The sequence below is a fragment of the Micromonospora sp. BQ11 genome (genome assembly GCF_052068135.1).
GTDB lineage: Bacteria > Actinomycetota > Actinomycetes > Mycobacteriales > Micromonosporaceae > Micromonospora.
On the sequence record NZ_JBQHDB010000006.1, the window covers coordinates 199932 to 225180 of the forward strand.

24 protein-coding genes and 1 pseudogene are annotated in these 25249 nt (G+C 74.5%); 18 read left to right on the forward strand and 7 right to left on the reverse strand.

Annotated elements, in window-relative coordinates; all coding sequences use genetic code 11:
* Window positions 1-19: 19 nt before the first annotated feature.
* A pseudogene (locus tag ACTMSW_RS15215) lies at window positions 20-118 on the reverse strand (VOC family protein); the annotation flags it as partial.
* 81 nt (window positions 119-199) lie between these two features.
* On the opposite strand from ACTMSW_RS15215, the gene ACTMSW_RS15220 reads away from it, so the two are divergent.
* Entirely contained in the window at window positions 200-1000 is an 801-nt protein-coding gene (locus tag ACTMSW_RS15220; RefSeq protein ID WP_441181261.1) for an alpha/beta fold hydrolase, read from the forward strand.
* Entirely contained in the window at window positions 993-1565 is a 573-nt protein-coding gene (locus tag ACTMSW_RS15225) for a TetR/AcrR family transcriptional regulator (protein ID WP_441181262.1), read from the forward strand. The genes ACTMSW_RS15220 and ACTMSW_RS15225 overlap by 8 nt, the downstream gene beginning before the upstream one ends.
* Window positions 1566-2580: 1015 nt before the next feature.
* Here ACTMSW_RS15225 and ACTMSW_RS15230 read toward each other — a convergent pair.
* Complete coding sequence (locus ACTMSW_RS15230) at window positions 2581-2709, reverse strand: hypothetical protein (protein ID WP_441181263.1); 129 nt, start codon at window positions 2707-2709, stop codon at window positions 2581-2583.
* Between the two features lie 25 nt (window positions 2710-2734).
* On the opposite strand from ACTMSW_RS15230, the gene ACTMSW_RS15235 reads away from it, so the two are divergent.
* The 8 genes from ACTMSW_RS15235 to ACTMSW_RS15270 all read left to right on the forward strand — a co-directional run bounded on the left by ACTMSW_RS15235 (window position 2735) and on the right by ACTMSW_RS15270 (window position 10634).
* A complete protein-coding gene (locus ACTMSW_RS15235; protein ID WP_441181264.1) occupies window positions 2735-4063 on the forward strand; it encodes a hypothetical protein in 1329 nt (442 codons plus the stop codon).
* 43 nt (window positions 4064-4106) lie between these two features.
* Complete coding sequence (locus tag ACTMSW_RS15240) at window positions 4107-5498, forward strand: efflux RND transporter periplasmic adaptor subunit (RefSeq protein WP_441181265.1); 1392 nt, start codon at window positions 4107-4109, stop codon at window positions 5496-5498.
* Window positions 5495-6382 (forward strand): ABC transporter ATP-binding protein, encoded by an 888-nt coding sequence (locus ACTMSW_RS15245; RefSeq protein WP_441181266.1) that lies wholly within the window; start codon window positions 5495-5497, stop codon window positions 6380-6382. Before ACTMSW_RS15240 ends, ACTMSW_RS15245 begins: the two co-directional genes overlap by 4 nt.
* Window positions 6379-7563 carry an ABC transporter permease gene (locus tag ACTMSW_RS15250; protein WP_441181267.1) on the forward strand — a complete coding sequence of 395 codons (1185 nt, stop codon included), beginning with the start codon at window positions 6379-6381 and terminating at the stop codon, window positions 7561-7563. Before ACTMSW_RS15245 ends, ACTMSW_RS15250 begins: the two co-directional genes overlap by 4 nt.
* A gap of 227 nt (window positions 7564-7790) precedes the next feature.
* The gene (locus ACTMSW_RS15255) at window positions 7791-8000 is read left to right on the forward strand and encodes a helix-turn-helix domain-containing protein (protein ID WP_091079691.1); all 210 of its coding nucleotides are present in this window, start codon (window positions 7791-7793) and stop codon (window positions 7998-8000) included.
* 215 nt (window positions 8001-8215) lie between these two features.
* The gene (locus ACTMSW_RS15260; RefSeq protein WP_007465623.1) at window positions 8216-8317 is read left to right on the forward strand and encodes a 30S ribosomal protein bS22; all 102 of its coding nucleotides are present in this window, start codon (window positions 8216-8218) and stop codon (window positions 8315-8317) included.
* Between the two features lie 119 nt (window positions 8318-8436).
* A complete protein-coding gene (locus ACTMSW_RS15265; protein WP_441181268.1) occupies window positions 8437-9510 on the forward strand; it encodes an NAD-dependent epimerase/dehydratase family protein in 1074 nt (357 codons plus the stop codon).
* A gap of 266 nt (window positions 9511-9776) precedes the next feature.
* Complete coding sequence (locus tag ACTMSW_RS15270; protein WP_441181450.1) at window positions 9777-10634, forward strand: lysophospholipid acyltransferase family protein; 858 nt, start codon at window positions 9777-9779, stop codon at window positions 10632-10634.
* Window positions 10635-10649: 15 nt separating this feature from the next.
* Here ACTMSW_RS15270 and ACTMSW_RS15275 read toward each other — a convergent pair whose 3' ends face one another.
* The 3 genes from ACTMSW_RS15275 to ACTMSW_RS15285 all read right to left on the reverse strand — a co-directional run bounded on the left by ACTMSW_RS15275 (window position 10650) and on the right by ACTMSW_RS15285 (window position 13767).
* The gene (locus ACTMSW_RS15275) at window positions 10650-11519 is read right to left on the reverse strand and encodes an HAD family hydrolase (RefSeq protein WP_441181269.1); all 870 of its coding nucleotides are present in this window, start codon (window positions 11517-11519) and stop codon (window positions 10650-10652) included.
* A gap of 123 nt (window positions 11520-11642) precedes the next feature.
* Window positions 11643-12521 carry a DUF5667 domain-containing protein gene (locus ACTMSW_RS15280; protein ID WP_441181270.1) on the reverse strand — a complete coding sequence of 293 codons (879 nt, stop codon included), beginning with the start codon at window positions 12519-12521 and terminating at the stop codon, window positions 11643-11645.
* Window positions 12522-12807: 286 nt separating this feature from the next.
* Window positions 12808-13767, reverse strand: a complete 960-nt coding sequence (locus ACTMSW_RS15285) for an ECF subfamily RNA polymerase sigma factor, BldN family (RefSeq protein ID WP_441181271.1) — start codon at window positions 13765-13767, stop codon at window positions 12808-12810.
* Between the two features lie 577 nt (window positions 13768-14344).
* Between ACTMSW_RS15285 and ACTMSW_RS15290 the strand changes: the two genes are divergently transcribed.
* The 3 genes from ACTMSW_RS15290 (at window position 14345) to ACTMSW_RS15300 (ending at window position 16992) form a co-directional block, all read left to right on the forward strand.
* Window positions 14345-15940, forward strand: a complete 1596-nt coding sequence (locus tag ACTMSW_RS15290) for an AMP-binding protein (RefSeq protein ID WP_441181272.1) — start codon at window positions 14345-14347, stop codon at window positions 15938-15940.
* Between the two features lie 87 nt (window positions 15941-16027).
* Window positions 16028-16279 carry a glutaredoxin family protein gene (locus tag ACTMSW_RS15295; RefSeq protein ID WP_441181273.1) on the forward strand — a complete coding sequence of 84 codons (252 nt, stop codon included), beginning with the start codon at window positions 16028-16030 and terminating at the stop codon, window positions 16277-16279.
* A 62-nt stretch (window positions 16280-16341) separates the two neighbouring features.
* On the forward strand, window positions 16342-16992 hold the full coding sequence (locus tag ACTMSW_RS15300; protein ID WP_441181274.1) for an HAD family hydrolase: 651 nt from the start codon (window positions 16342-16344) through the stop codon (window positions 16990-16992).
* 7 nt (window positions 16993-16999) lie between these two features.
* On the opposite strand, the gene ACTMSW_RS15305 is transcribed toward ACTMSW_RS15300, so the two are convergent.
* Complete coding sequence (locus tag ACTMSW_RS15305; RefSeq protein ID WP_441181275.1) at window positions 17000-17653, reverse strand: response regulator transcription factor; 654 nt, start codon at window positions 17651-17653, stop codon at window positions 17000-17002.
* Between the two features lie 22 nt (window positions 17654-17675).
* Complete coding sequence (locus tag ACTMSW_RS15310) at window positions 17676-18980, reverse strand: sensor histidine kinase (protein ID WP_441181276.1); 1305 nt, start codon at window positions 18978-18980, stop codon at window positions 17676-17678.
* Between the two features lie 358 nt (window positions 18981-19338).
* Here ACTMSW_RS15310 and ACTMSW_RS15315 point away from each other — a divergent pair, with 358 nt between their 5' ends.
* Genes ACTMSW_RS15315 through hemB form a run of 5 tightly spaced genes read left to right on the forward strand, consistent with a single transcriptional unit; the run spans window position 19339 to window position 25053 of the window.
* Entirely contained in the window at window positions 19339-20109 is a 771-nt protein-coding gene (locus tag ACTMSW_RS15315) for a redox-sensing transcriptional repressor Rex (RefSeq protein WP_441181277.1), read from the forward strand.
* Window positions 20106-21509, forward strand: a complete 1404-nt coding sequence (locus tag ACTMSW_RS15320; RefSeq protein ID WP_441181278.1) for a glutamyl-tRNA reductase — start codon at window positions 20106-20108, stop codon at window positions 21507-21509. Before ACTMSW_RS15315 ends, ACTMSW_RS15320 begins: the two co-directional genes overlap by 4 nt.
* On the forward strand, window positions 21506-22474 hold the full coding sequence (gene hemC, locus ACTMSW_RS15325; RefSeq protein WP_441181279.1) for a hydroxymethylbilane synthase: 969 nt from the start codon (window positions 21506-21508) through the stop codon (window positions 22472-22474). The genes ACTMSW_RS15320 and hemC overlap by 4 nt, the downstream gene beginning before the upstream one ends.
* Window positions 22471-24051, forward strand: coding sequence for a uroporphyrinogen-III synthase (locus ACTMSW_RS15330; RefSeq protein ID WP_441181280.1), 1581 nt, complete (start codon window positions 22471-22473; stop codon window positions 24049-24051). The genes hemC and ACTMSW_RS15330 overlap by 4 nt, the downstream gene beginning before the upstream one ends.
* An 18-nt stretch (window positions 24052-24069) precedes the next feature.
* Window positions 24070-25053, forward strand: coding sequence for a porphobilinogen synthase (gene hemB, locus ACTMSW_RS15335; RefSeq protein ID WP_441181281.1), 984 nt, complete (start codon window positions 24070-24072; stop codon window positions 25051-25053).
* Window positions 25054-25249 lie beyond the last annotated feature (196 nt).

A 25249-nucleotide genomic window follows, 5' to 3' on the forward strand; every position in this document is an offset into this window, starting at 1 on the left:
AGCCCCGCGGTGGCCCGCCAAGCACGTCGAGGCCGAGCCCGCCGACCCAGAAGCGTTCCGCCGCGGCCAGGTCGCGGCACGGTCGCGCGATACGTACGTGAGCCCCGGACAGTGACATGCGACCGAAGCTGGACCTTCACGCCGCCTTCAGGCCAAGGGACGCTTGACGGTTTCGGCTAATGGCATTAGCTTTAAGGCTATGACGGTTAGCTTCGTGGGGCGCGACGGCGGACGGATCGCGTACGAGGTGCACGGGCAGGGCCCACTGGTGGTCGTGTCGCACGGCATGGGGGAGAACCGGGGGTCGTTCCGGCACCTCGTTCCCCTGCTGGTGGAGGCCGGCTACCGGGTCGCCTCGGTGGACGTCCGGGGGCACGGGGAGTCCAGCGCCGGTTGGCCGTCGTACGCCCCGGCGGAGGTCGGTGCGGACCTGCTCGCCGTGGTCCGCGACCTCGGCGGCGGGCCGGCGACCCTGGTCGGCAGCTCGTCCAGCGCGGCGGGCGTGGTCTTCGCCGCTGCCGACGCGCCCGACCTGGTGGCCGGGATCGTGCAGGTCGGCGCCTTCGTCGGGCGGGGGAAGCCGAAACCGGCCATGCGGCTCGCCCAGTTCGCGGTGCTGCGCAGTCCCCGGCTGTTCGGGATGTTCCACCGCTCGCTGTTCCCGGGACCCCGCCCGGCCGACGACGTCGCGTACCGGAAGGCGATGGTCGCCAAGCTGCGCGAACCCGGCCGGATGGCCGCGACCCGGGGCGTCATCGCGCCGGTCGAACCCCACTGGACCGCCCGGACCCGCGCGGTGCGACAGCCGGTGCTGGTGCTGATGGGGGCGAAGGACCCCGACTTCCCCGACCCCGGCGCCGAGGCCCGTGCCGCGCGGCGCCTCTTCGCCACCGCCGAGGCCCGCATGATCGCCGACTCCGGCCACTACCCGCACGCCGACCAGCCGGCCGCCACCGCCGCCGTGCTCGGTGAGTTCCTGGCGGTGACCGCCGGTGCCTAGGGCCGGCCTCACCCCCCAGACCGTGGTCCGTGCGGCGGCCGACCTCGCCGACGAAGTCGGCCTCGACCGGCTCACCCTCGCCGCCGTGGCTGCCCGGCTCGGCGTCGCGCTGCCCAGCCTCTACAAGCACGTGCGCGGCGCCGACGCCCTCCACCAGCAGCTCTCCGCGCTCGCTACCGCCGAGATCGCCGACGAGATGACCACGGCCGCCACCGGCCGGGCCGGCGTCGACGCGCTGCGGTCCGTCGCCGCCACCTACCGGGCCTACGCCCGCCGGCACCCCGGCCGCTACCCGGCGACCCAGCGCGCGCCGGACCCGGCCGACGCCGCGCACCGGGCCGCGGGGGAGCGGGCGGTCACCGTCGTCTACGCCATCCTGCGGGGGTACGGGGTGACCGGCGAGCCGGCCGTCGACGCGGTACGTAGCTTCCGCGCAGCCGTGCACGGCTTCGTGATGCTGGAGGCGGCGGGCGGGTTCGGCCTGCCCCGGGACGTGGACCGCTCCTTCGACCGTATGGTCGACGGGCTGGACGCCGCCTACCGCTCCTGGCCCCGCGAAAACTGACCCACCCACCCCGCCGGGCCCGCACCCCCGCCCCGCCCCAGCCCCCGCGATCTTGCACTTTCGGTCGCCGGTACGCGGCATTGACACCTTTTGCGGGGACGGAAAGTGCAAGATCGTCGCGAAGGGTGGGTGGGGTGGGGCGTGCGGTGGGATGGGATGGTGGGCGGTGCTCGCCGTATCGACGGAATGACCGTAACCTTCGCCGGGTGACACACGGCACGCCCGAGGCGGACGACCCAACGGTGACCGAGGGGCCGTCGGCGAGCGCCGGGGAAGCCACGATGGACCCGGCCCCGGAGGCGCCACCGTCCACAGTTCCGGCGGCCCCGGTCGCGTCGACGCCGACGACAGAGCCGACCTCCGACGTGCCACCCGCCGCGGTCGAGCAGGCCGCCGAGGCCGCGCCCGTCACGGCCGCACCGCCCGCCGAGCCCGAGGCCGCGTCCGTCGTACGCGCCACCGCCGTATCCCCGGCCGGTACCGGCGTCGGGCCGGAGCCGGTGGAATCCGCCGAGCCGCCGACGGGGTCGACCGAGTCCGACCCGGGCGGCACGCCTGCCGATCTGCCAGCCGCATCCGTCCCGCCCCGGGCCGCGGTGACGTCACCCGCCTGCGCGCCCCCGTCGCCGGCCGCGACCGCCGAGCCCGCGTCGGCCCCCGTGACCCCGGAGCCCACCGCGACACCCGAGCCCCCGTCCGCCCCCGGGCCGGCCGCCGGCCCCAAGCCGGAAGCGGCCCCCGTGCCCACGGCGCACTCCGGGCTCGCAGCGACTCCGGAGCCCGTCGCGAAGCCCGAGCCCCCGCCGACCCCCGGGCCGGCCGCGAAGCCCCCGGCCCCGCCGACCTCCGGACCGGCCGTAAAGCCCGAGGCCTCGCCGCCCCCAGGACCGGCCGCGAAGCCCCAGGCCCCACCGACCACCGGGCCGGCCGCGACCCCCGAGGTCCCGCCGACCTCCAGGCCGGCCGCGACCCCCGAGCCCGCCACGACTCCCGCGCCCCCCGGTCCCGCGCCTGCTCAGGTCGCGCCCGCGTCGGCACCGTCGGCGCGGGGCGCGGACCAGGAGGCGCCCACCGTCCTCATGCCGAGGGTCGGGCCGGCGCGGGAGGCGCCCACGGCGTTCATGCCGAGGGTGGAGCGGGACACGCGTCCCGATGGTGACGCGCCGACCGTGCTCGTGCCCCGGGTACCTGACGGCAGGCCGGACGCGGTGGGCGTACCGCCGGGGTCTTCGGAGCGTGCGCCACGACGGCGCTGGGCACTGTGGACGGCGCTCGCGGCGGTCGCGGCGCTGCTGGCCTGCGGGGTGCCGACGGCGCTGCTGGTCGGCGCGGTACGCGACGCCGGAGCGGAGGCGCCCGGGAGGCCCTCGTCGGTGCCGGCGGACGACCCGGCGACCGCCGCCGCCCGGGCGCTGGGCGACCGGATGGCCGCGCAGCTCGACCGGCAGTCGACGGCCCTGCTGCGCGGCAACCGCGCGGGCTGGCTCGCGGTGGCCGAGCCGGCCGCGCACGGCGACCTGCGGCGGCGTTTCGCCGCGCTGCGGGCCCTGCGGGTGACCGGCTGGGAGGCCCGGCCGAACGGCCTGCCGACCCCGGTCGACGGCCGGCCCGGCGAGTGGCGGCTGCTGGTCGAGTTCCGGTACTGCTTCGTGGCGCCGAACTGTCGGACCAGCCCGGTGCTGACCGCCACCCGCTGGCGTGACGGGCCGCAGCCCCGGCTGACCGCGGTGGAACCGTCCCGGTCGGCGCAGACCGGCACCCGGCCGTGGGAGATCAGCGACCTGGTGGTCGCCGTGGGGCAGCGCACCGTCGTGGCCACCACCCCGGCGCAACGCAAGAGGCTGCCCGCCCTGCTCGCGCAGGCCGAGGCGGCGGCGCGGACCGCGGACGCCTGGGCGGTCGGCGGCCGCGTCCCCGACCGGTACCGGATCTTCTACGCCGGTCGCGACGAGTGGCGACGCTGGTACGGCGGTGGCCGTCCGAAGTGGACGGGCGGGTACGCGGTGACGGTCGGCGGCGGCCACCACGAGGTGGTGCTCAACGCCGACGGGCTCGCCACCAGCGGCGTGGACGACCTGCTCCGCCACGAACTGACCCACGCGGCCTCCCTGCCCGAGCGCGGCTACCCGGGCGAGTCGACGTGGTGGCTGGTGGAGGGGCTGGCCGAGTACGCGGGCGCCGACGGCCGCCCGGTCGGTCGCTACCAGGGGCTGACCGACGTGCGGCGGCTGCTCGCCAACGGCTGGAACGGGCGGCTGGACTCGCTGACCCCCGCCGCCGACGCCCCGGCGGACCGGGTGAGCGGCAGCTACGGCATCTCCTACCTCGCCGTGCGGCACCTCGTCGAACGGTACGGCCCGGAGCGGCTGATCGCCTTCTTCGCCGACGTCGTGCACGAGCGCCGGACCCTGGACGAGGCCGCCGAGGCGACGTTCGGCGAGCCGTGGTCGCGCCTGCACGACGACTGCGTCGCGTACGCCCGGTCCGTCGCCGCCTGACCGTCACGCGGGGGCATCGTCGGTCGTCGACCCGCGTCGTAGCATGGGGCGCGTGCCCCGCACCGACCCGCCGCGGCTGGGCGCAGCCCCGCGGCCCCGTCTGCTCACCGCCCTGATCGCCGTCGCCGTCCTGACCGCCACCACCGCCGCCTCCTGTGGAGACGACGAGTCCCCGGTGTCCCTCGCCGCCGCCGCCCGCGCCGCGGTCGCCGAGGTGATCGACGCCCCCGCCACCGTCGTCGCCCGCTCCGCCGCCACCCTCACCGCCCCGACCGACGGCACGCTGGTCAGCCTCCGGGTCCAACCCGGGCAGCGGGTGAAGCGGGGGCAGGTGCTGGCCGTGCTCGACTCCCCGGCCGCGAAGGACCGGCTCCGGCAGGCGGAGGAGGCGCTCGAAGCCGCCGAGCGGGCCGGACGTCGGGGTGGTGGGGGAGACCTGCGTGGTGGCCTGCGCGGCACGGACCGGGCCGCCGACGAGACGTACCGGGCCGCCCGCGCCGCCGCCGGCAAGATCAGCGACCCGCAGCTCCGCGACGCCCTGCTGCTCCAGGTCCGCACGGCGCAGGAGCGGTACGACGCCGCCGCCCGCGCCGCGGACCAGGCGCTGCGCGCGGTGCAGCGCGGCGTGAGCAACCTGAACTCCGCGGTCGGCGCGCTGTCCACGGCGCAGCGGCTCCAGGCCCGGCAGGCGTACGACCTGGCGAAGGCGACCGTGGACGCGTTGACCCTGCGCGCGCCGATCGCCGGCGTCGTGCAGCCCGGCGGGACGGCCACCGGCGGCGTGTCCCCCGACGCGCTGGCCGGCGTGCTGAACGGTGGCGCGGCGGCCGGGATCGACCCGTCCGTGTTCGGCGCGGCACCGGCCGGCCCCCCGCCGGGCGTGGACGTCGCGGTACCGGTGGGCGGGCGGGTGACCGCCGGAACCCCGGTCCTGACCATCGTGGACACCAGTCAGCTCGGGCTGCTCGCCGAGGTCGACGAGACCGACGTGCTGCTGGTGCGGGCCGGTCAGACGGCCACCGTCGAGCTGGACGCGGTGACCGGTGCCACGTACGACGCCACCGTCCGGTCGGTGGACGTGCTCCCGGTGAGCTCCGCGCGGGGTGGGGTCGGCTACCGGGTGCGGCTGGCGCTCGGCCCGGGGCGTCTCGGCGAGGCGGAGCCGGCACCCGCCCCGCGGCCGGGGATGAACGCGGTGGTGCGGCTGCGGGTGCGGGAGGCCGCCGACGCGGTCACCGTGCCGGCCTCGGCGATCTTCTCGGCCGACGGGCGGGACACGGTCTGGGTGGTCCGGGACGGGCGGGTCGACCGGGCGCCGGTCGTCGTCGGCGTGCAGGGGCAGGACCTGGTGCAGATCACCAGCGGCGTGCAGGCCGGGGACCGGATCGTGGTGCGCGGCACCGACCAGGTCCGCGACGGCCAGGAGATCGGATGACCGTACCGGCCGCGATCGAGGCGGTCGACGTGTCGCGGACGTACGAGCTGGACGGGGTCTCGGTGCCGGCCCTGCGAGGGGTGACGCTGACCGTGGCCCCCGGTGACTACGTGGCGCTGGTCGGCCCGTCCGGGTCCGGCAAGTCGACCCTCATGCACCTGCTGGGCGGGCTGGACCGGCCGACCGGCGGCCGGCTGGTGATCGGCGGTCGGGAGGTGGCCAGGCTGTCCGCGCCCGAGCTGGCGTCCCTGCGCAACGAGACCATCGGCTTCGTGTTCCAGGCGTTCCACCTGCTGCCGCGGACGTCCGCGGTGGACAACGTCGCGTTGCCGCTGGTCTACCGGGGCGTGTCCGCACGACAGCGGCGGGAGCGGGCGGCGGCGATGCTCGGCCGGGTCGGCCTCGGACACCGGCTGGACCACCGGCCCAACCAGCTCTCCGGCGGCGAGCAGCAGCGGGTGGCGATCGCCCGGGCGCTGGTCACCGATCCGACGGTGCTGCTCGCCGACGAGCCGACCGGCAACCTGGACAGCGTGACCGGCGCGGCCGTTTTGGAGCTCCTGGAACACCTGAACGCCGAGTCCGGGGTGGCGCTGGTGATGGTCACCCACGACCAGGAGGTGGCGGCCCGGGCCCGTCGGCGGATCGCGATGCGCGACGGCGTGGTGGTCGCCGACAGCGCCTCCGACCAGGTCGGCGCGGTTCATGATCGACCGCCCTCGGGCGCCGTTGCCGGACCTGAGACACTGGTGTCCGCTCCCAGCGCGGAGCCCCGGTCCGCTTCCGGAAGCGGACCGGGGCAACCGCCCGGTGGCTCCGGTGGCGCCGCCGGAGCCGCCGGGCGCCTTCCGCGGTCGGGTACGCGGGACGGGGCCGGCTCGTGAGGGTGGCCGAGGCCTGGCGGGTGGCGCTCGACGCGCTGCGCGCGAACCGGCTGCGCAGTGCGCTCACCATGCTCGGCGTGATCATCGGAGTGGCCTCGGTGGTCATCCTGGTGGCCATCGGCACCGGCACCAAGCAGCAGGTGGAGCAGCAGGTCGAGGGGTTGGGCTCGAACCTGCTGCTGGTGGTGCCCGGCCGGCTCGACGTGGGCGCCGCACCGGCGGTCTCCCCGCTGACCCTGGACGACGTGGACGCCGTGTCGCGGGTGGTCGGTGATCCGGACCGGGTGGCGGTCACGGTGGCCTCCGGCGCGACCGTACGGGCCGGCAACCGGTCGGACTTCAGTACCCTGCAGGGCGTCCTGGAGACGACCCCCACCGTCTTCGCTCGCGACCTGGCCCGGGGGCGCTACCTCACCGGCTCCGACGTGGACACCAGCCGCCGGGTGGCGGTGCTCGGCGCGTCGGTGGCCCGCGCCCTCTTCCCGGACCGGGACCCGGTCGGCCAGCAGATCACCGTCTCCGGCGTGCGTTTCCGGGTCATCGGGGTGTTCGCGCCGCTCGGCCAGAGTCTCGGCGTGGACCGCGACGACGAGGTGCACGTGCCGGTCACCGCAGCCCAACGCCTCTACGGCACCCAGCGCGTGGATGGGATCGCGGTCAAGGCACCGGACCGCGAGCGGATCGACGAGCTGGGCGAGCGGATCGTCGCCGAGTTGACCCGGCGGCACCCGGGCACCGAGTTCAGCGCGGTCACGCAGGAGCAGATCCTCGGCGTACTCGGCGACATCCTCGGCATCCTGACCGGGGTGCTCGCCGCGATCGCCGGCATCTCGCTGCTGGTCGGCGGCGTCGGAGTCTCCAACATCATGCTGGTCTCGGTCCGCGAACGGACCCGGGAGATCGGCCTGCGCAAGGCGGTCGGCGCCCGGCCCCGGGACATCGGCGTGCAGTTCCTGCTGGAGGCGGTGCTGCTCACCTCGATCGGCGGGCTCACCGGGATGGCGTTGGGCGTCGGCACCGCCCTGCTGGTCGACGCGTTCTCACCGATCCCGGCGGCGATCACCTGGTGGTCACTGGCGCTCGCGTTCGGCGTCTCGGCAGCGGTGGGGATCGTCTTCGGCGTGGTGCCGGCGCAGCGGGCCGGACGGCTGGACCCGGTGGTGGCGCTGCGCGCCGAGTGACCGCGACCGGACGTCCGGCGCAGCCGGTCGCAAAGGCCGCGAGCGGTCGGAAAGGGCCCTGGTCGAAGCCGGTGGGGGCGGGGCCGATTTCGGGGTCAGTTGCGCCGAAGGGATCGCGCCGGTCACAGCGGCCCCGCTACGGTACTGGTAACACGCGCGTCGCCGGCCCGGGTGGGGAGCAGCCCGTCGGGATGGGACGCGCCGGGCATGGGATGGGTCGGTGAGCCATGGCCGGGTCGCAGTCCGACGGTCGGCTGTCGGATGTCAAATTCCTCACCGTCGCCGAGGTGGCGACGGTGATGCGGGTGTCGAAGATGACGGTCTACCGCCTGGTGCACAGCGGTGAGCTGACCGCCGTGCGGGTGGGGCGGTCGTTCCGCGTCCCGGAGCACGCCGTGCACGAGTACCTGCGCGGCGCCTTTCAGGAGACCGCCTGAGCCTCCCTCCGGCAGTCCGCCGGAGGCCCCGTGACGGGCATCGAGGGGCCGCGTTGGTCCTGCTGACGCTCTCCGGCTACCCTGGACCCCGACCGTGACCGCAGGAGCGCCCCGCCGCTCATCCCGCTGGTCCGGTCCGTTGTCCGCATGCGGTCGCCGACGCCATTCGTGGCGTTCTCCGGTCCGCCCCGCACGTTGCATCGAAAGGCTGTCGTATGGGCTCGGTGGTCAAGAAGCGCCGCAAGCGCATGGCTAAGAAGAAGCACCGCAAGCTGCTGCGCAAGACCCGCGTCCAGCGTCGCCGTCTCGGCAAGTGACCGGGGCCGGGCCTGGCCCGGCACCCCTCGTCACATGCCAACTGTCGATCCTCGGAGGCTCAGGTGATCAGGCCGCGGACGTCCCGGCTCGGTCCCGCCTGCCAGGGTAGGTGCACGACATGACCCCCGGTGGCACCCCAGGTGCTCCGGGGGTCGTCGTCGTGACCGGGGTCAGCCGTTACCTCGGCGCGCACGTCGCCGCCCGGCTCGCCGCCGACCCCCGCATCGAGCGGGTCATCGGCGTCGACCCGCCGGAGCCCGGCGCCGAGTTCACCGACCTGCTCGACCGGGTCGAGCGGATCCGGGTGGACGCCGGCTCGATCGGCGGCCTCCTCGCCGACCTGGACGTCGACGCGGTGGTGCACCTCGCCCTGGTCAGCGCCCCCGACCCGCAGCACGGCGGGCGGTCGGGGATGAAGGACCAGAACGTCATCGGCACCATGCAGCTCCTCGCCGCCTGCCAGCGGGCGCCCCGGCTGCGCAAGCTGGTCGTCCGTTCGTCGACGGCCGCGTACGGGGCCTCCTTCCGCGATCCGGCCGTCTTCACCGAGGACACCGAGCCGCGCGAGGTGCCGCGCGGCGGTTTCGGCCGCGACATCCTGGACATCGAGGGGTACGTGCGAGGCTTCCGCCGCCGTCGCCCCGACACGACGGTCACCGTGCTGCGCTTCGCGCCGTTCATCGGGTCGACCGCCGACACCACGCTGACCCGCTACTTCTCCCAGCCGGTGGTGCCCACCGTCTTCGGCCGCGACCCCAGGTTGCAGTTCCTGCACTTCGACGACGCGCTGGAGGTGCTGCACCGCTCGATCGTCGAGGACCATCCCGGCACCTACAACGTCGCCGGTCCCGGCGTACTGGCGCTGTCCCAGGCCATCCGGCGGGCCGGGCGGGTCGCCCTGCCCGTTCTCGAACCGGGCCTCTCCGGTGCCGCCGCACTGGCCCGCAGCCTCGGCTTCGGGCGGGTCGGCCTGGACCAGGTCGACCTCTTCGTGCACGGCCGGGTGGTGGACACCGGCCGGCTGGAACGGGAGTTCGGCTTCACGCCCCGCTCGACGGCGATCGCCTTCGAGGAGTTCATCCGCGCCCACCACGGTGGTGCCGTGGTGACCCGGGACCAGTTGGCCGCCGCCGAGCGGCTGGTCCGGGAGAGCATCCGGCAGGTCCGCTCCGCCGTCGGGGAGCGGTCGTGACCGGTCCGCACCCCCGTGACGGCGCCCAGGGCGGCGGCCGGTACGACGTACCGCTGACCGTGCCGGAGTCGGACGCACAGCCGGCGCGGTCCAACGGACACCGGCCGACCGCGACGGCCGCGCAACGGGGCCCGGCGACGGTCGGGCCGACGGTCGACGAGATCGACACCGCCGCGACCGACGAGCCGGCCCGCACCGACGAGCCCGCCGTGGTGGACGCGCCGGCCGCGACCCGCCGGCCGGACCCGGCGGCGACCGGGCCGGCGGTGCCGGACCGGCCGGGCGACCACTGGGACCGCACCGTCGCGAACGGCCTGGCGTTCCTGCGCCGCCGGCTCGCCGGCGACTACGAGGTCGACGAGTTCGGCTTCGACCCGCAGATCACCGAGACGGTCTTCCACCCGTTGCTGCGGCTGCTCTACCGCGACTGGTTCCGCACCGAGGTCTCCGGGCTGGAGCACGTACCGACCGACGGGGCCGGGCTGGTGGTGGGCAACCACTCCGGCACCGTGGCTCTGGACGCGTTGATCCTCTCGGCCGTCCTGCACGACCGGCACCCGGCGCACCGCTTCCTGCGGCTGCTCGGTGCCGACCTGGTCTTCCGGATGCCCGTGGTCAGCGAGATCGCCCGGAAGACCGGCGGCACGGTCGCCTGCAACCCGGACGCGGAGCGGCTGCTCTCCAACGGTGAGGTGGTCGGCGTCTTCCCCGAGGGCTTCAAGGGCATCGGCAAGCTCTACTCGGAGCGCTACAAGTTGCAGCGCTTCGGTCGAGGCGGCTTCGTGTCGGCGGCCCTGCGCACCGGTACGCCGATCGTGCCGGTGGCCATCGTCGGCGGCGAGGAGACGTACCCGATGCTGGCCGACGTCAAGCCGCTGGCGCGGCTGCTGAAGCTGCCCTACTTCCCGGTGACGCCGACCTTCCCGTGGCTCGGTCCGCTCGGAATGGTGCCGCTGCCGAGCAAGTGGCTGATCGAGTTCTGCCCGCCGATCCCCACCGCGCACCTGACCGACTCCGCCGACGATCCGCTGGTGGTGTTCAACCTCGCCGACCAGGTGCGGGAGACCATCCAACAGACCCTGCACAAGCTGCTGGAACGCCGTCCGGACCCGTTCGGGCCGTAGCGGGCGGCCGGGGCCTCAGTCGGCGCGACGGCGCCGCTGCAACGCCAGGCCGGCGGTCACGGCACCGGCGACCAGGCCCGCCGCGGCCGTCGACGGTACGGCGATCTTCACCGCGCGTCGGCCGGTACGGAAGTCCCGGACCTCCCACCCGCGCTGCCGGGCCTCGCGCAGCAGTGTGCCGTCCGGGTTGACCGCGACGCCCCGGCCCACCGCGCTCAGCATCGGCAGGTCGTTGGCGGAGTCGCTGTAGGCCGAACAGCGGGCCAGGTTCAGCCCTTCCACGGCGGCGAGCTGGTGGACCGCGTCCGCCTTCGCGGGGCCGTGCATCAGGTCACCGACCAGCCGCCCGGTGTAGGCGCCGTCGACGACCTCGGCGACCGTCCCGATCGCACCGGTGAGGCCGAGGCGCGCGGCGATCACCCGGCCGATCTCCACGGGGGCGGCGCTGACCAGCCACACCCGCTCGCCGGCATCGAGGTGCCGCTGGGCCAGGCGGCGGGTGCCGCCCCAGATGCGGGGTGCCATCAGCTCGTCGAAGATCTCCTCGGCGAGGCGCTCCACGTCGTCCACCCGCCAGCCCTCCACGAAGGCGAGGGCGGCCTCCTTGGCCTGCGACATGTCGCCCGCGTGCTCGGTCGCCAGCACCCGGAACCGCAGCTGCTGCCAGGCGAAGCGGGCCAGGTCCGAGGTGGTGAAGTAGTTGCGCGCCGCGAGGCCCCGGGCGAACCAGTAGATCGAGGCGCCCTGCATCATCGTGTTGTCCACGTCGAAGAAGGCCGCCACGGCCGGGTCGGGCCGTACGGGGGTCGACGGCTCGACCTCCGCCCAACCGGTGGTGTGGCCGTGGACGTCGGTGCTGACCGTCACCTTGCGGTTGCGGGCCACCCGACCTCCCTCCACTCGACCGGCGCGGCGTACGTCCCTGAGCGAGGGTAGCCCGCCCAGGAGCGGCGGGACCGGCTACTCACGTCACGTGTGACGCGGACGGCTCGTCCGGTGGTGCTCCGGTCAGTCGCCGGGGCAGCGGACCGGTGTCGGGCCGAGGGCGTCGCTGACCGTCGGCACCGGTAGGTCGCAGGCGATGGCGGCGCGCAGCGCGTCGGACCGCTTCCGGATCGCGTCCAGCAGCGCCAGCGACCGCCGCGTGCGGTCCTGCTCCGCGCGGGTGGCGTCGTCGAGCAGGCCGCTCACCGCCCGCCGCTGGCCGCTGACGAAGGTGTTGACCGTGTCCAGCGCCGCCGGGTCGGAGCGCTGCGCCGAGGCGGTGGTCAGCAGCCGTACGCCCTGCCGGGTGTCGGCGTCCATGTCGTCGAGGACGCCGCTGAAGCCGGCCCGGTCGCCCCGCACGGACGCCGCCTCGTCCAGGCGGGTACGGGCGAAGTCGAGGAAGAGCTGCCCCCGGCTCACGTCGGAGCTGGCGAGGGCGAGCTGCGCCCGTTCCGTCGAGCGCTTCATCCCGTACAGGGCGTCGCCCGGGACCGCGTTCTCGCTCGCTGCGGAGATCCCGGAGACGGCGACGGCGCCGGCCGCGATGCCGACGAGGATCGCACCCCGGGCGCGGGCCCGCCGGCCGGTGACCGCCGGCAGCAGCCGGCTCCGGGTGACGGCCCCGGCGAGGCGTCGCGCCGCCGGCTCGGGCGTGGCCGCCGGAGCGCCGATGCCCTCGCGTTCGGCGGTGGCGACCAGCATCGCCCGCAGGCCGGTGCGGAAGTCCGGCTCCACGTCGACGTTCGGCACCCCCGCGCGGAGGCGCTGTCCGACCGCGACGAGCGCGGCGAGCTGGTCGTCGGCCCGGGAACGGACGTGGTGCCGTCGGCCACCGTTGGCCTCGTCGAGAAGCTGCGCGAAGCGCTCGGCGCGCCGGCGGGAGAAGAGGTCGCTGTCCACCGCAGGCACCTCCTCTCGCTGGTCGCGGCCGGTCGGCCGCTGTCGTCGCCAGCGACCGGTGACGGCGGCACACCACGGACGGAGGTCGTGGCCGGCCACGCTGCCGGACCTGGGGCCCGGGGGATGCCGGGGCTGCCAACGGTCGCACCCGGAGAAACGCTTCGCGCATGCCATGGGTTACGGGCCCGGCGGGGGCGAACTCACGCAAAGTGATCGCCGTCACCGGGGGCACGGCCATGACCTGCGGGTACGTCCGCAGGCCGGGCCGGCCACCACCGGGACGGGACTACGGTTGGAAACCGTCGGGCAGCAGCCGGGCCAGTGCCCGCACCGCGCGGTACTGGAGAGCCTTGATCGCCCCCTCGTTCTTGCCCATCGCGCGCGCGGTCTCGGCCACCGAGAAACCCTGGAGGAAACGGAGCACGATGCACTCCTGCTGCTCCGGGTTGAGCTGTTTGACCGCGCTGAGCAGGGCGACGTTGGTGATGTGCTCGACCACCGCCGCTTCCGGGCTGCCCTCCGGGCCCCGGTCCTCCCGGTCGGCGTCGAGCACGTCGCCGGTGGTGACCTCCAGCCGGTACCGGCCGGACTTGAAGTGGTCGGCCACCAGGTTGCGGGCGATCGTCACCAGCCAGGCACCGAGGTCCCGGCCCTGCCAGGTGAAGCTGCCGATCCGCTTCAACGCGCGCAGAAAGGTGTCGGAGGTCAGGTCCTCGGCGAGCTGACGGTTGCCGACGCGGAAGTAGACGAAGCGGAAGACGGTGTCCACGTACCGGTCGTAGATGAGGCCGAACGCCTCGGCCTCACCGGCCTGCGCGCGCTCGACCAGGCTCCACACCTCGGTGGCCGGGTCGGACGGGTCGGGCCTGCTGGGATATCCGGTGGAGGTCGTGGCGGGTGCGGGCGTCGGGGCCACCGCCGGCAGCACCGCCGTCTCGGTCGTCGACTCCTCGACCGCCGTGGGCGGGTCCGCGGACCGGCGCCCCTGGACCGGCATCGTCGGTCGGGCCGGGGACGCGACCCGGCCGCCGATCGGCTTGGCGTTGCCGCCCGGTGTGGCGGGACGGGGAGGAGGCTCGTTGTGGTGCGGCGGCCGGTTCCGGGTGCGGCTCGACCCGTCGCCCTGGACGACGAGGTTGCCGGTGTCCTCGGCGGAGGCCCGGGCGGCGGAGCGCTCGTTGACCGTGGCGCGGATCGCCGGGCGGGTCAGGCCGGTCGGGCGTTCGGCGAATCCGAAGGTGGTCATCGGACCGCCTCCGTCCCGCTGGCGGCGACGTACGCCGTTCGGCGTGTCGCCACCGCGTCCCGGCCGGGTACGGCGTGGCCGGATGGGGCGGGTCGGGGGTCTGCCGACGGGCGGCAGATCCCCCTGAGGTGCTGGTCCAATGCGCTCACGGGCACGGGGGCCTCCTCGGGCTGAGGGGTGTCGACTCACGGCAAATGGGGTGACCCGACCCGAGTGATGATAGGGCCAACGTCACCCGCGCGTGGCAAGTCCGTTACACAGGGCCGAAGTATTTCCCCGCGCGTCGCACCGATGGCGGACCGGTTGTCCGTCGTGTGCGATTGACTTCGCCGCGACTCGCTGGTCGCGAGTGGATTTCCAGGTCAGCGGGGTTGGTCGGCACGTGCGCCGGCGAAAGTCGGCCGGGTCGGCCGACGCCGTCGCCGGTGTGTCGGCGGCCGTCCGGTCCGTCGCGGGTGGGCGTGCGCTCCGTAGCCGCCCGCGCCGCCACGCAGTCCCGTCGTCGGGACTCTCCCGGGTGCTGGCCTCGACGGTGTCCACTGTCGGCACGGGTTCTGCTGTGCCAGACTCAGCCACCGTGCAGGACGCAACCACAAGCGGCGGGTCGACACTGGCCGACCGGCTCCGTCGGGTGGCCGCCGCCCACCCCGACCTTCCCGCGCTGCACTGGCGCGAGCAGACTTTGACGTGGTCCGAGCTGGACGCCGCGGTGAGTGCCACCGCCCGGGCCCTCGCCGTGCCGACGCCGGCCGCCGTGCCGACGCCGGCCGCCGGGCCGGACCGGCATCCGCCCCGGGTGGCGATCGCCCTGGGCAACACGCCGGACTTCGTGGTCAGCTACCTCGGCGTGCTGCGCGCCGGACTGGTCGCCGTCCCGGTCAACCCCGGCTTCACGGGGCCGGAGCTCCGGCACGTCCTCGCCGACTCGGGCGCCGGCGTGCTGATCTGCACCGAGCCGGTCCGGGACCGGATCGCCACGGTCACCGACGAGCTGCCCGCGCTCGGCGCGGTGCACACCGCGCCACCGGCCGCCGACGGCACCGACGCCTTTCCCGCCCGCGGTGGCGAGGACCTGGCCGTACTGCTCTACACGTCGGGCACCGAGGGGCGGCCCAAGGGCGCGATGCTGTCGCACCGGGCGCTGGCCGCCAACCACGACCAGGTCGACGCCATCGACCCGCCGGTGGTCGGTCCCGACGACACCCTGCTGCTGGCGCTGCCGCTCTTCCACGCGTACGGGCTCAACTCGGGGCTCGGCGCGGTGGTCCACCACGGCGCGACCGGGGTGCTCGTCGACGACCTCGGCGACGACGCCGGGCTCGCCGAGATCGCACGGCGCCGGGTCACCGTGCTGGTGGGCGTACCGTCGATGGTCGCGGCCTGGTCCGACACGGACGCCGACACGGTCGCCACGGCGCTGGCGTCGGTCCGCGTGGTGGTGTGCGGCGCGGCGCCACTGGAGCCGGCCGTCGCGGCGCGCTTCACCGAGGTCGCCGGACGGCCCGTGCACGTCGGGTACGGCCTGACCGAGACCGCGCCGGTGCTCACGTCCACCCTGGTCGGCGGCGAGCCGAAGGCGGGCTCGATCGGCCGGCCGCTGCCCGGCGTCGAGCTGCGTCTGGTCGGGCCGGACGGCACGGACGTGTGGCCGGACGGCGGGACCGCGCCGGACGACGACCCGGACGGGCCGGACCTGTCCGACGCGGCGCTCGGCGGCGACCCGGGGGAGATCGTGGTGCGCGGGGCGAACCTCTTCTCCGGTTACTGGCCGGACGGTCGGGGCGGCCCGGACGCCGAGGGCTGGTGGGCGACCGGCGACGTCGCGTACGCCGACGACTCCGGCGACCTCTTCCTGGTCGACCGGATCGGCGAGCTGATCCTGGTCAACGGCTTCAACGTGTACCCGCACGAGGTCGAGTTGGTGCTCTCCGCGCACCCGGGCGTGGCCGAGTCGGCGGTACTGGGTGTGCCGCACCCCCGGACCGGAGAGACTGTCCGGGCGTACGTGGTGCCGGCGCCGGGGCGGCCGGTCACCGGTGCGGACCTGCTCGCCCACTGCACCCGGAACCTGGCCCGGTTCAAGTGCCCGACCGCCGTCGAGTTCGTCGACGAGTTGCCGCACTCGGCGATCGGCAAGGTACGTAAGACCCTGCTCCGGCCGGAGTCGTCGTGAGGCGGCGCCGCCCGCGGTGCCGCCCCGACGCGGCACCGGCCACCCGACCGTCGGCCCCGGCCGACGCCCGCACCACGGAGGACACCGATGCGTGAGCCCCGCATCACCCTGATCACCCGGCCCGGCTGCCACCTCTGCGAGGACGCGAAGGAGGCCCTAGACCGGGTGGTCGCGGTCACCGGGGACCGCTGGATCTCCAAGGACGTCACCGGCGACATCGAACTGGAGCGCGAGTACGGCGAGCGGCTGCCGGTGGTCCTGCTCGACGGCAAGGAGCACGGCTACTGGCGGGTGGAGGAGGAGCGGCTGCTGAAGGACCTGACCACCCCGCAGCTCTGAGGGGGGCCGGCCCCGGATCGCCGGGACGGCGCCGGTCCGGCCGCCTTCGGTAGGGTGCGGCGATGGACGCTGCACGACCCCACCTGGTCTGGGACTGGAACGGCACGCTGCTCAACGACCTCGATCTGGTCGTCGCCTCGACCAACGCCGTCTTCGCCACCGTCGGCGGTCCCGCCGTCACCGCCGACGAGCACCGGGTGCGGTTCCGCCGTCCGATCGCCGACTACTACGCCGAGGTACTCGGTCAGGCGGTCGACGACGAGGAGTTCGGCCGGCTGGACACGATCTTCCACAGCGCGTACCGGGAGGGGCTGACCACCTGCCGGCTCGCCCACGACGCGCAGGTGGCGATGGCCTCCTGGCCGGGCAGCCAGTCCCTGCTGTCCATGTGGTTCCACTCCGAGCTGGTCCCGACCGTGCACACGTACGGCCTGACCGGCCGTTTCGTCCGGGTGGACGGGCTGCGGGCCACGGTCGGCGGTGACCGCAAGGCCGAGTCGCTGCGGCGGCACCTTGCCGAGCTGGACGTCGACGGTCGGGACGTGGTGCTGATCGGCGACTCCCTCGACGACGCCGACGCGGCAGTGGAGGTCGGCGGGCGCGCCGTGCTCTACACCGGCGGCTTCACCGACCCGGTCCGCCTCCGGGCCTCCGGCCACCCGGTCGCCGACACCCTGACCGAGGCGGTGACCCTGGCCCGCACCCTGCCCTGACCGTGGGTCAGTCGCGCAGGTAGGCCAGGACGGCGCGCACCCGCCGGTGCTGCTCGGTGTCCGGCGGGAGGTCGAGCTTGGTGAAGATGTTGCGTACGTGCTTCTCGACCGCGCCGTCGCTCACCACCAGGGTGCGGGCGATGGCCGTGTTCGAGTGGCCCTCGGCCATCAGGGCGAGCACCTCGCGTTCGCGGGGGGTCAGGTGGCGCAGCGGGTCGTCGCGGCGCCGGCGGGCGAAGAGCTGCCCCACCACCTCCGGGTCGAGCACGGTGCCGCCCCCGGCCACCCGGGTCAGCGCGTCGAGGAACTCGTCGATGGCGGCCACCCGGTCCTTGAGCAGGTAGCCGATCCCGCCCCCGCCGCCCCCGGTCGTGTCCAGGAGGTCGTCGGCGTAGGACACCTCCACGTACTGCGACAGCACCAGGATCGGCGTACGGGGCACCAGCCGCCGTGCCTCCACGGCCGCCCGCAGCCCCTCGTCGGTGTGCGACGGCGGCATCCGCACGTCCACGATCGACACGTCCGGCCGGTGCGTCACCACCGCCTCCACCAGCGCGTCGCCGTCCCCGACGGCGGCCACCACCCGATGCCCCTGCTCGGAGAGCAGCCGGACCAGGCCCTCCCGCAGGAGCACGGCGTCGTCCGCGATCACGATGCGCATGCCGCTGTCTACCACGCCGGGCTCAGAGCGGTAGGTCGGCGCCGATCTCGGTGGGGCCGCCGGTCGGGCTCGCCACCGTGAGCCGGCCCCCGACCGCCCGGACGCGGTCGGCGATGCCGGCGAGGCCGTGGCCCTTGGCGACGTTGGCGCCGCCCTGACCGTCGTCGTCGACGACGACCCGCAGCCGTCCTCCCTCCCGGGAGACACTCACCCGGCACGTGGTGGCCCGGCTGTGCTTGGCGACGTTGGTGAGCGCCTCGGCGACGACGAAGTACGCCGTGTTCTCGGTCACCGGATCGAGCCGTCCCGCGGGATCGCCGAGGTCCGCGTCGACCCGCAGTTCGATCGGGATGAGGCCCCGGCCGGCGAGGGCCGCCAGAGCGCTGGGCAGGCCCCGGTCCACCAGGATCGGCGGTGCGATGCCCCGGGAGAGGGCGCGTAGCTCGGCGAGGGCCTCCCGGGTCTGACCGACGGCCTCGTCGAGGGTCCGGCCGGCCGCCTCCGGGTCGGTGGCCAGTTGCTGCCGGGCCCGGCTCAGGTCCATCGCGAGCCGGACCAGGCGCTGCTGGGGGCCGTCGTGGATGTCCCGTTCCAGGCGGCGCAGCGCGGTCGCCTCCGCCGACACGGCGGCTCGCTTCTGCTCCTCCAGCACCGTGATCCGGTTGCGCATCTCGGCCACCCCGGTCAGCAGTGCCCGGCCGAGGGAGGCCTCCAGCAGGGCACACGCGCGCACCACGTTCGGCAGCGTGAACAGGAAGAGCAGCCCGATGGCGGTGTTCACCGCGATCCGGGCGGCCGGCGAGTCACCGAGGCCGAGGAGGTCGTTGAGGCCGGCGTCCTCCGGTCCGTAGGGGATCGCCCAGTCGTAGGTGACGTAGAGGACACCGGCGAGCGCGACCGCCCACCAGGTGAGCGTGACCACGAAGGCGACCACGGCCACCACCAGCCGGAAGATGCCGTGGGCAAGATCCAGCCAGGACTGGGCGTCGCGCATCGGCAGGAAGATCCGCCGCCAGCCCCCCGCGCCGGCCTCGGGGACCAGGTACCGCGGACGGATCCGGGGCCGGCGCAGGATCGCCGGCAGGCGCAGGCGTTCGATGTCGGCGATCCCGCGGGCCGCGTACAGGGTGCCGGTGAGGATCGGCAGGCCCACCACGCCCACCAGCAGCCCGAGACCGAGTGCGACCCCGGTCACCAGGATCACGAACGACACGATCGCGAGGGGGAGGCTGAGCACCACGTACCCGGAGTCGACGAGGAGTTGCCCGAAGGCGCTGGGCCGCCGGTCGGACTCGCCCAGGGGCTCGGCGGCGGGAACTGCGGTCATGTTCACGAGGCTAGGCAAGCACCGGCCGCCGTACCCATCCCGTCGGCCGGTCTCTCCGGCGTAGGGCTGGCCCTGCCCTCCTCGGCGAGCCGCGTCGCGCGATTGGTCAGAGAAGTCTTAATTGAGCAATAATTGCCGAGCGGCGCCGCCCGAGGTGTCCGATCGATCTTGCGGAATGGAGGGCCTGGTGGAGCCGCGTCGCGGGCCAGCAAGATCGCGATTTGTGCACGTCTTCACAAGCGCCTACTCTGTAGTTCCGACGCGCCCTGCTAGCACAGCCGGCAATCTCGGTCGCCAGCGGGAGTCCCTAAGCGGCCGACCAGCGGAGTTGGCCGAGGATCGCACCGCACGGAGTCTCATGAGTCAGCACCGTCACCCAGGCGCGCCCGGCCGCGCCGGTGCCGTACCGGCGCTCCCGGACCTGCCCGAGGCGACCGTCGCGCGTCTCCCCGAGTACCTCCGTGCCCTGCACAACCTGGCCGAGAGCGGCCACGAGACCGTGTCCAGCGAGGGTCTGGCCAGTGCCGCCGGGGTGAACTCCGCCAAGCTCCGCAAGGACCTCTCCCAGCTCGGGTCCTACGGCACCCGGGGCGTCGGGTACGACCTGGCGCTGCTGATCGAGCAGATCGAGTACGTGCTCGGGCTCACCCAGCGCCGGGCGGTCGCCCTGGTCGGCGTGGGTAATCTCGGTCACGCCCTGGCCGGCTACGACGGGTTCGCCAGCCGCGGCTTCCGCATCGCCGCGCTCCTCGACGCCGACCCCTCCCGGGTCGGCGAGGAGATCAACGGCCTGGTCGTGCGGCACATCGACGAGCTGCCCCGGATCGCCGCCGAGGAGGCCCTCGCCATCGGCGTGATCGCCACTCCCGCCGCCGCCGCGCAGGCCGTCGCCGACCAGCTCGTCGCCGTCGGTGTGACGAGCATCCTGAACTTCGCGCCCTGCGTACTCTCGGTTCCGGAGGGGGTCGACGTGCGCAAGGTCGACCTCGCCATCGAGCTGCAGATCCTGTCCTTCCACGAGCACCGCAAGGCGTCTCTGACCGCGCTCCCCGCCACCGGCGGGTCCGCCCTCACCGCCCTGCCGGGCGGTCTCGCGGTCACCGACACGCAGGAGGCGATCGGCACGTGAAACTCCTCGTCGTCGGCGCGTCCTACCGCACGGCTCCGGTCGCCACGCTGGAGCAGCTCGCGGTCGCACCCGCCGACCTCACCCGCATGCTGGACCGCCTGGTCGCGCAGCCGTACGTGACCGAGGCGGTGCTGGTCTCCACCTGCAACCGGGTGGAGGTCTACGCCGCCGTGTCCGGTTTCCACGGCGGGCTGGGCGACATCTGCGCGGTCCTGGCCGAGCAGGCCGGCTGCCAGCCGGCGGCGCTCGCCAACAACCTGTACGTGCACTTCGACGCCGCCGCCGTCGACCACGTCTTCCGGGTCGCCGCCGGACTGGACTCGATGGTCGTCGGCGAGGCGCAGATCCTCGGCCAGCTCCGTGACGCGTACCACTGGGCGACCGGCACCGACACCGCCGGCCGCCTCCTGCACGAGCTGATGCAGCAGGCGCTGCGGGTGGGCAAGCGGGCCCACGCCGAGACCGGCATCGACCGCGCCGGCCAGAGCGTGGTCACCGCCGCGCTCGACCTGGCCGCCGAGCTGCTCGACGGCGACCTGAACGGACGCCCGGCCCTCGTGGTCGGCGCGGGCGCGATGGGGTCGCTGGGCGTGGCGACGCTCGCCCGGCTGGGCGCCGGCCCGCTCACCGTGACCAACCGGGGCGCCGACCGGGCGGTCCGGCTCGCCGAGTCGTACGGGGCCGCCGCCGTACCGATCGCGGAGCTGACCTCGGCCCTCTCCACCGTGGACATCGTCGTCGCGGCCACCGCCTCCACCGAGGCGGTCCTCACCCGTGACGTGGTCGGCCGGGCGCTCGCCGACCGGGACCCGGAGCGGGGCCCGCTGGTCCTGCTCGACCTGGCCGTGCCCCGGGACGTGGAGCCCGGTGTCGCCGACCTGCCCGGCGTCGAGGTGATCGACATCGACCGGATGGCCGCGATGATCGCGGACGGTCCGGCCGCCGCCGATGCCGCGGCGGTGGAGCGGATCGTGGTCGGCGAGGTCGACGGGTTCCTCACCTGGCTGCGTGGCGCCGACGTCGCCCCGACCGTGGCCGCGCTGCGCGGCCGGGCCGACGACGTGGTGACCGCCGAGCTGCGCCGGCTGGCCCAGCGCCGCCCCGACCTCAGCGACGACCAGCGCGCCGAGGTGGCCCGGACGGTGCACCGCGTGGTCCAGCGGCTGCTGCACCAGCCCACCGTGCGGGTCCGCCAGCTCGCGGCCGAGCCCGGCGGCGACCAGTACGCGGCCCTGCTGCGCGAGCTGTTCGACCTCCAGGTGCCGCAGACCTCCCCGGTCGACACGGTCCCCGACATCGTCGACACCGCCGACGTCCCCCGGTTCGGGGGCACCGACAGCGACGTCCCGCCGTTCGGCGGCACCGTCGCCGACATCCCGCCCACCGGAGGTGAGCGATGAACAGCCCCCTGCGTCTCGGTACCCGGGGCAGCAAGCTCGCGATGGCCCAGTCCGGCCAGATCGCCGACGCCCTGACCGCCGCCACCGGTCGCACCGTCGAACTGGTCGAGGTGGTGACCGCCGGTGACCGTTCGTCCGCGCCGGTGCACCGGCTCGGCGTCGGTGTGTTCGTCTCCGCGCTGCGGGACGCGCTGGTCGCCGGAACGATCGACCTCGCGGTGCACTCCTACAAGGACCTGCCGACCGCGGCGGCCCCCGGTCTGCACATCGCGGCCGTACCGCCCCGAGAGGACCCGCGGGACGCCCTGATCGCCACGGACGGACGTACGCTCGCCGAGCTGCCGCCCGGCGCGGTGGTGGGCACCGGCGCGCTGCGCCGCATCGCCCAGTTGCACGCGCTCGGGCTGCAACTGGAGGTCACCCCCATCCGGGGCAACGTCGACACCCGGCTCGCGCGGGTGCTCGGCCCGGACGCCGACCTGGACGCCGTGGTCCTGGCTCGGGCCGGGCTGGCCCGGCTGGGCCGTACCGACGTGATCACCGAGACGCTCGACCCGATGCTGATGCTGCCCGCGCCCGCCCAGGGCGCCCTGGCGGTGGAGTGCCGGATCGACGACCCGGACCTGGTCGAGCTGCTCGCCGTGCTCGACCACGCACCGTCCCGCGCCGCGGTCACCGCGGAACGGGCGCTGCTGGCCACCCTGGAGGCCGGGTGCTCCGCTCCCGTCGCCGCCTACGCCGAACTCGCCGAGGGCGAGACCGGCGATGAGATCTACCTGCGCGGTGCGGTGATCAGCCCGGACGGTTCGCGAGACCTCCGGCTGTCCCACACCGGTACGCCCGCCGACGCGGCGGAGATCGGCAAGGCACTCGCCGCCGAACTCCTCGACCTCGGCGCCGACTCGATCCTCGGCCAGGAAGGACACACCGGCCCGGGGACCCAGCAATTTGGGAGCACAGAATGACCCGCACCCGTAAGCCCGTAGGCCGCATCGCGTTCGTCGGGGCCGGTCCCGGCGACCCGGGCCTGCTGACCCGCCGGGCGCACGACGCCCTCGTCGACGCCGACCAGGTCGTGTACGACCGGGGAGTCCCCGAGTCGCTGCTCGACGCCGTCCGTGCCGAGGCGAAGGAAGACGCGCAGTTCACCCCGGCCGAGGGCGCTCCGGGTGACGTGGCGAAGGTGCTGATCTCGGCGGCCCGTTCCGGGCTGAACGCGGTGCACCTGGTCGCCGGTGACCCCTTCGGCCACGACTCGGTGGTCAAGGAGGTGCAGGCGGTGGCCCGTACCGCCGCGCACTTCGAGGTGGTCCCCGGTGTCGGACAGGCCGAGGGTGTGGCCACGTACGCGGGTGTGCCGCTGCCGGGCGTACGGACCGCGGCGGACGTCGAGGACGTCAACACCCTGGACTTCGAGGCGCTGGCGGCGGCCGTCGGGCGGGGTTCGCTCGCTCTGGCGGTGGACGCCGGCGATCTCGCCGCGATCCGGGACGGCCTGCTGGCCGCCGGGGTGGACGGCACGACCGGCGTCGGGGTGACCGGCGACGGCACCGGTGAGACGCAGTACACGACCACGTCGACCGTGGACTCCTTCGTCGCGGCGGCACTCGGCTTCACCGGCCGGGTCGTGCTCACCGTCGGTGAGGGCGTCGGCCAGCGGGACAAGCTGAGCTGGTGGGAGAACCGGCCGCTGTACGGCTGGAAGGTGCTGGTGCCCCGCACCAAGGAGCAGGCCGGCGCGATGAGCGCGCGGCTGCGCGCGTACGGGGCCATCCCGTGCGAGGTGCCGACCATCGCCGTCGAGCCGCCGCGTACGCCCGCCCAGATGGAGCGGGCGGTCAAGGGCCTGGTCGACGGCCGGTACGCCTGGGTGATCTTCACCTCGGTGAACGCGGTCCGGGCGGTCTGGGAGAAGTTCGCCGAGCACGGCCTCGACGCCCGCCACTTCGGCGGCGTCAAGATCGCCTGCATCGGTGAGGCGACCGCCGAAGCGGTCCGCGCCTTCGGCATCCAGCCGGAGCTGGTCCCGTCCGGGGAGCAGTCCTCCGAGGGGCTGCTGGCCGAGTTCTCCCCGCACGACGAGGTCCTCGACCCGGTGGGCCGGGTGCTGCTGCCCCGCGCCGACATCGCCACCGAGACGCTCGCCGCCGGGCTCACCGAGCGCGGCTGGGAGGTCGACGACGTGACCGCGTACCGGACCGTCCGGGCCGCCCCGCCGCCCGCCGAGATCCGGGACGCGATCAAGTCCGGCGGTTTCGACGCGGTGCTCTTCACCTCGTCCTCCACCGTCCGGAACCTGGTCGGCATCGCCGGGAAGCCGCATGCGCGTACCGTTGTTGCGGTCATCGGGCCCAAGACGGCGGAGACCGCGACGGAGTTCGGCCTGCGGGTCGACGTCCAGCCGCCGCACGCCTCGGTCCCCGATCTGGTGGAGGCGCTCGCCGCCTACGCCGTCGAGCTGCGCGAGAAGCTTGCCGCCATGCCGGCGAAGCAGCGTCGTGGTTCGAAGGTGCAGGGGCCGACCGCCCTGAGGTTCCGGTAGTCCTAGCAGGAGGCCCCCATGCCGTACCCCGAGATCCGGCCCCGTCGGCTGCGCCGCAACGCGGCGGTCCGGCGGCTGGTGTCCGAGACCCGCGTCGACCCGGCCGAGCTGGTCGTGCCGATGTTCGTCAAGGAGGGGCTGACCGAGCCGCGGGCCGTCGCGTCGCTCCCGGGGGTGCTCCAGCACTCCCGGGACTCGCTGCGCAAGGCGGCGGTCGAGGCGGTCCAGGCCGGTGTGGGGGGCATCATGCTCTTCGGGGTGCCGGCGTCCCGGGACGCCACCGGCTCCGGTGGCATCGACCCGAACGGCATCCTCAACGTCGCCATCCGGGACGTCGTCTCCGAGGTGGGCGACGCCACCGTGGTGATGAGCGACCTGTGCCTGGACGAGTTCACCTCGCACGGGCACTGCGGCCTCCTCACCCCCGAGGGTGACGTCGACAACGACGCCACCCTCGTCGCGTACGCCGAGATGGCGGTGGCCCAGGCCGCCGCCGGGGTCGACGTGGTCGGGCCGTCCGGGATGATGGATGGCCAGGTCGGCGTCGTACGCCGGGCGCTCGACGCCGCCGGTCACCAGGACGTGGCGGTGCTGGCGTACGCCGTGAAGTACGCCTCCGCGTTCTTCGGCCCGTTCCGGGACGCGGTGGAGTCGGCGCTGGAGGGCGACCGCCGCGCCTACCAGCAGGACCCGGCGAACCTCCGCGAGTCGCTGCGCGAGGTGGAGCTGGACGTGGCCGAGGGCGCCGACATGGTGATGGTCAAGCCCGCGTTGCCGTACCTCGACGTGGTGTCGGCGGTCCGCGCGGCGGTGGACGTGCCGGTCGCCGCGTACCAGGTCTCCGGTGAGTACGCGATGGTCGAGGCGGCTGCCGCGAACGGCTGGGTGGACCGCGAGCGGATGATCCTGGAGACGCTCACCTCGATCCGTCGGGCCGGCGCGCAGATCATTCTGACGTACTGGGCCGTCGAGGCCGCCCAGCTCCTCCGCCAGCGCTACTGACGGCCGGGCCGTCGGCGCTCGTCCTGCCGGGCTGCGCGCCTGCGTGCCTGCCTGCTGCTTGCTCGGTCGCGTGGTTGCTCGGCGCCTCCTTCCGCCCCGATCGCCGGACGCACAAGAGATGACTGTCCGTAACAGCCGGGCCGGCGACCACCACACGCCTCCGCCCACTTTGCTCTGCACCCCTATACGCGCCAGT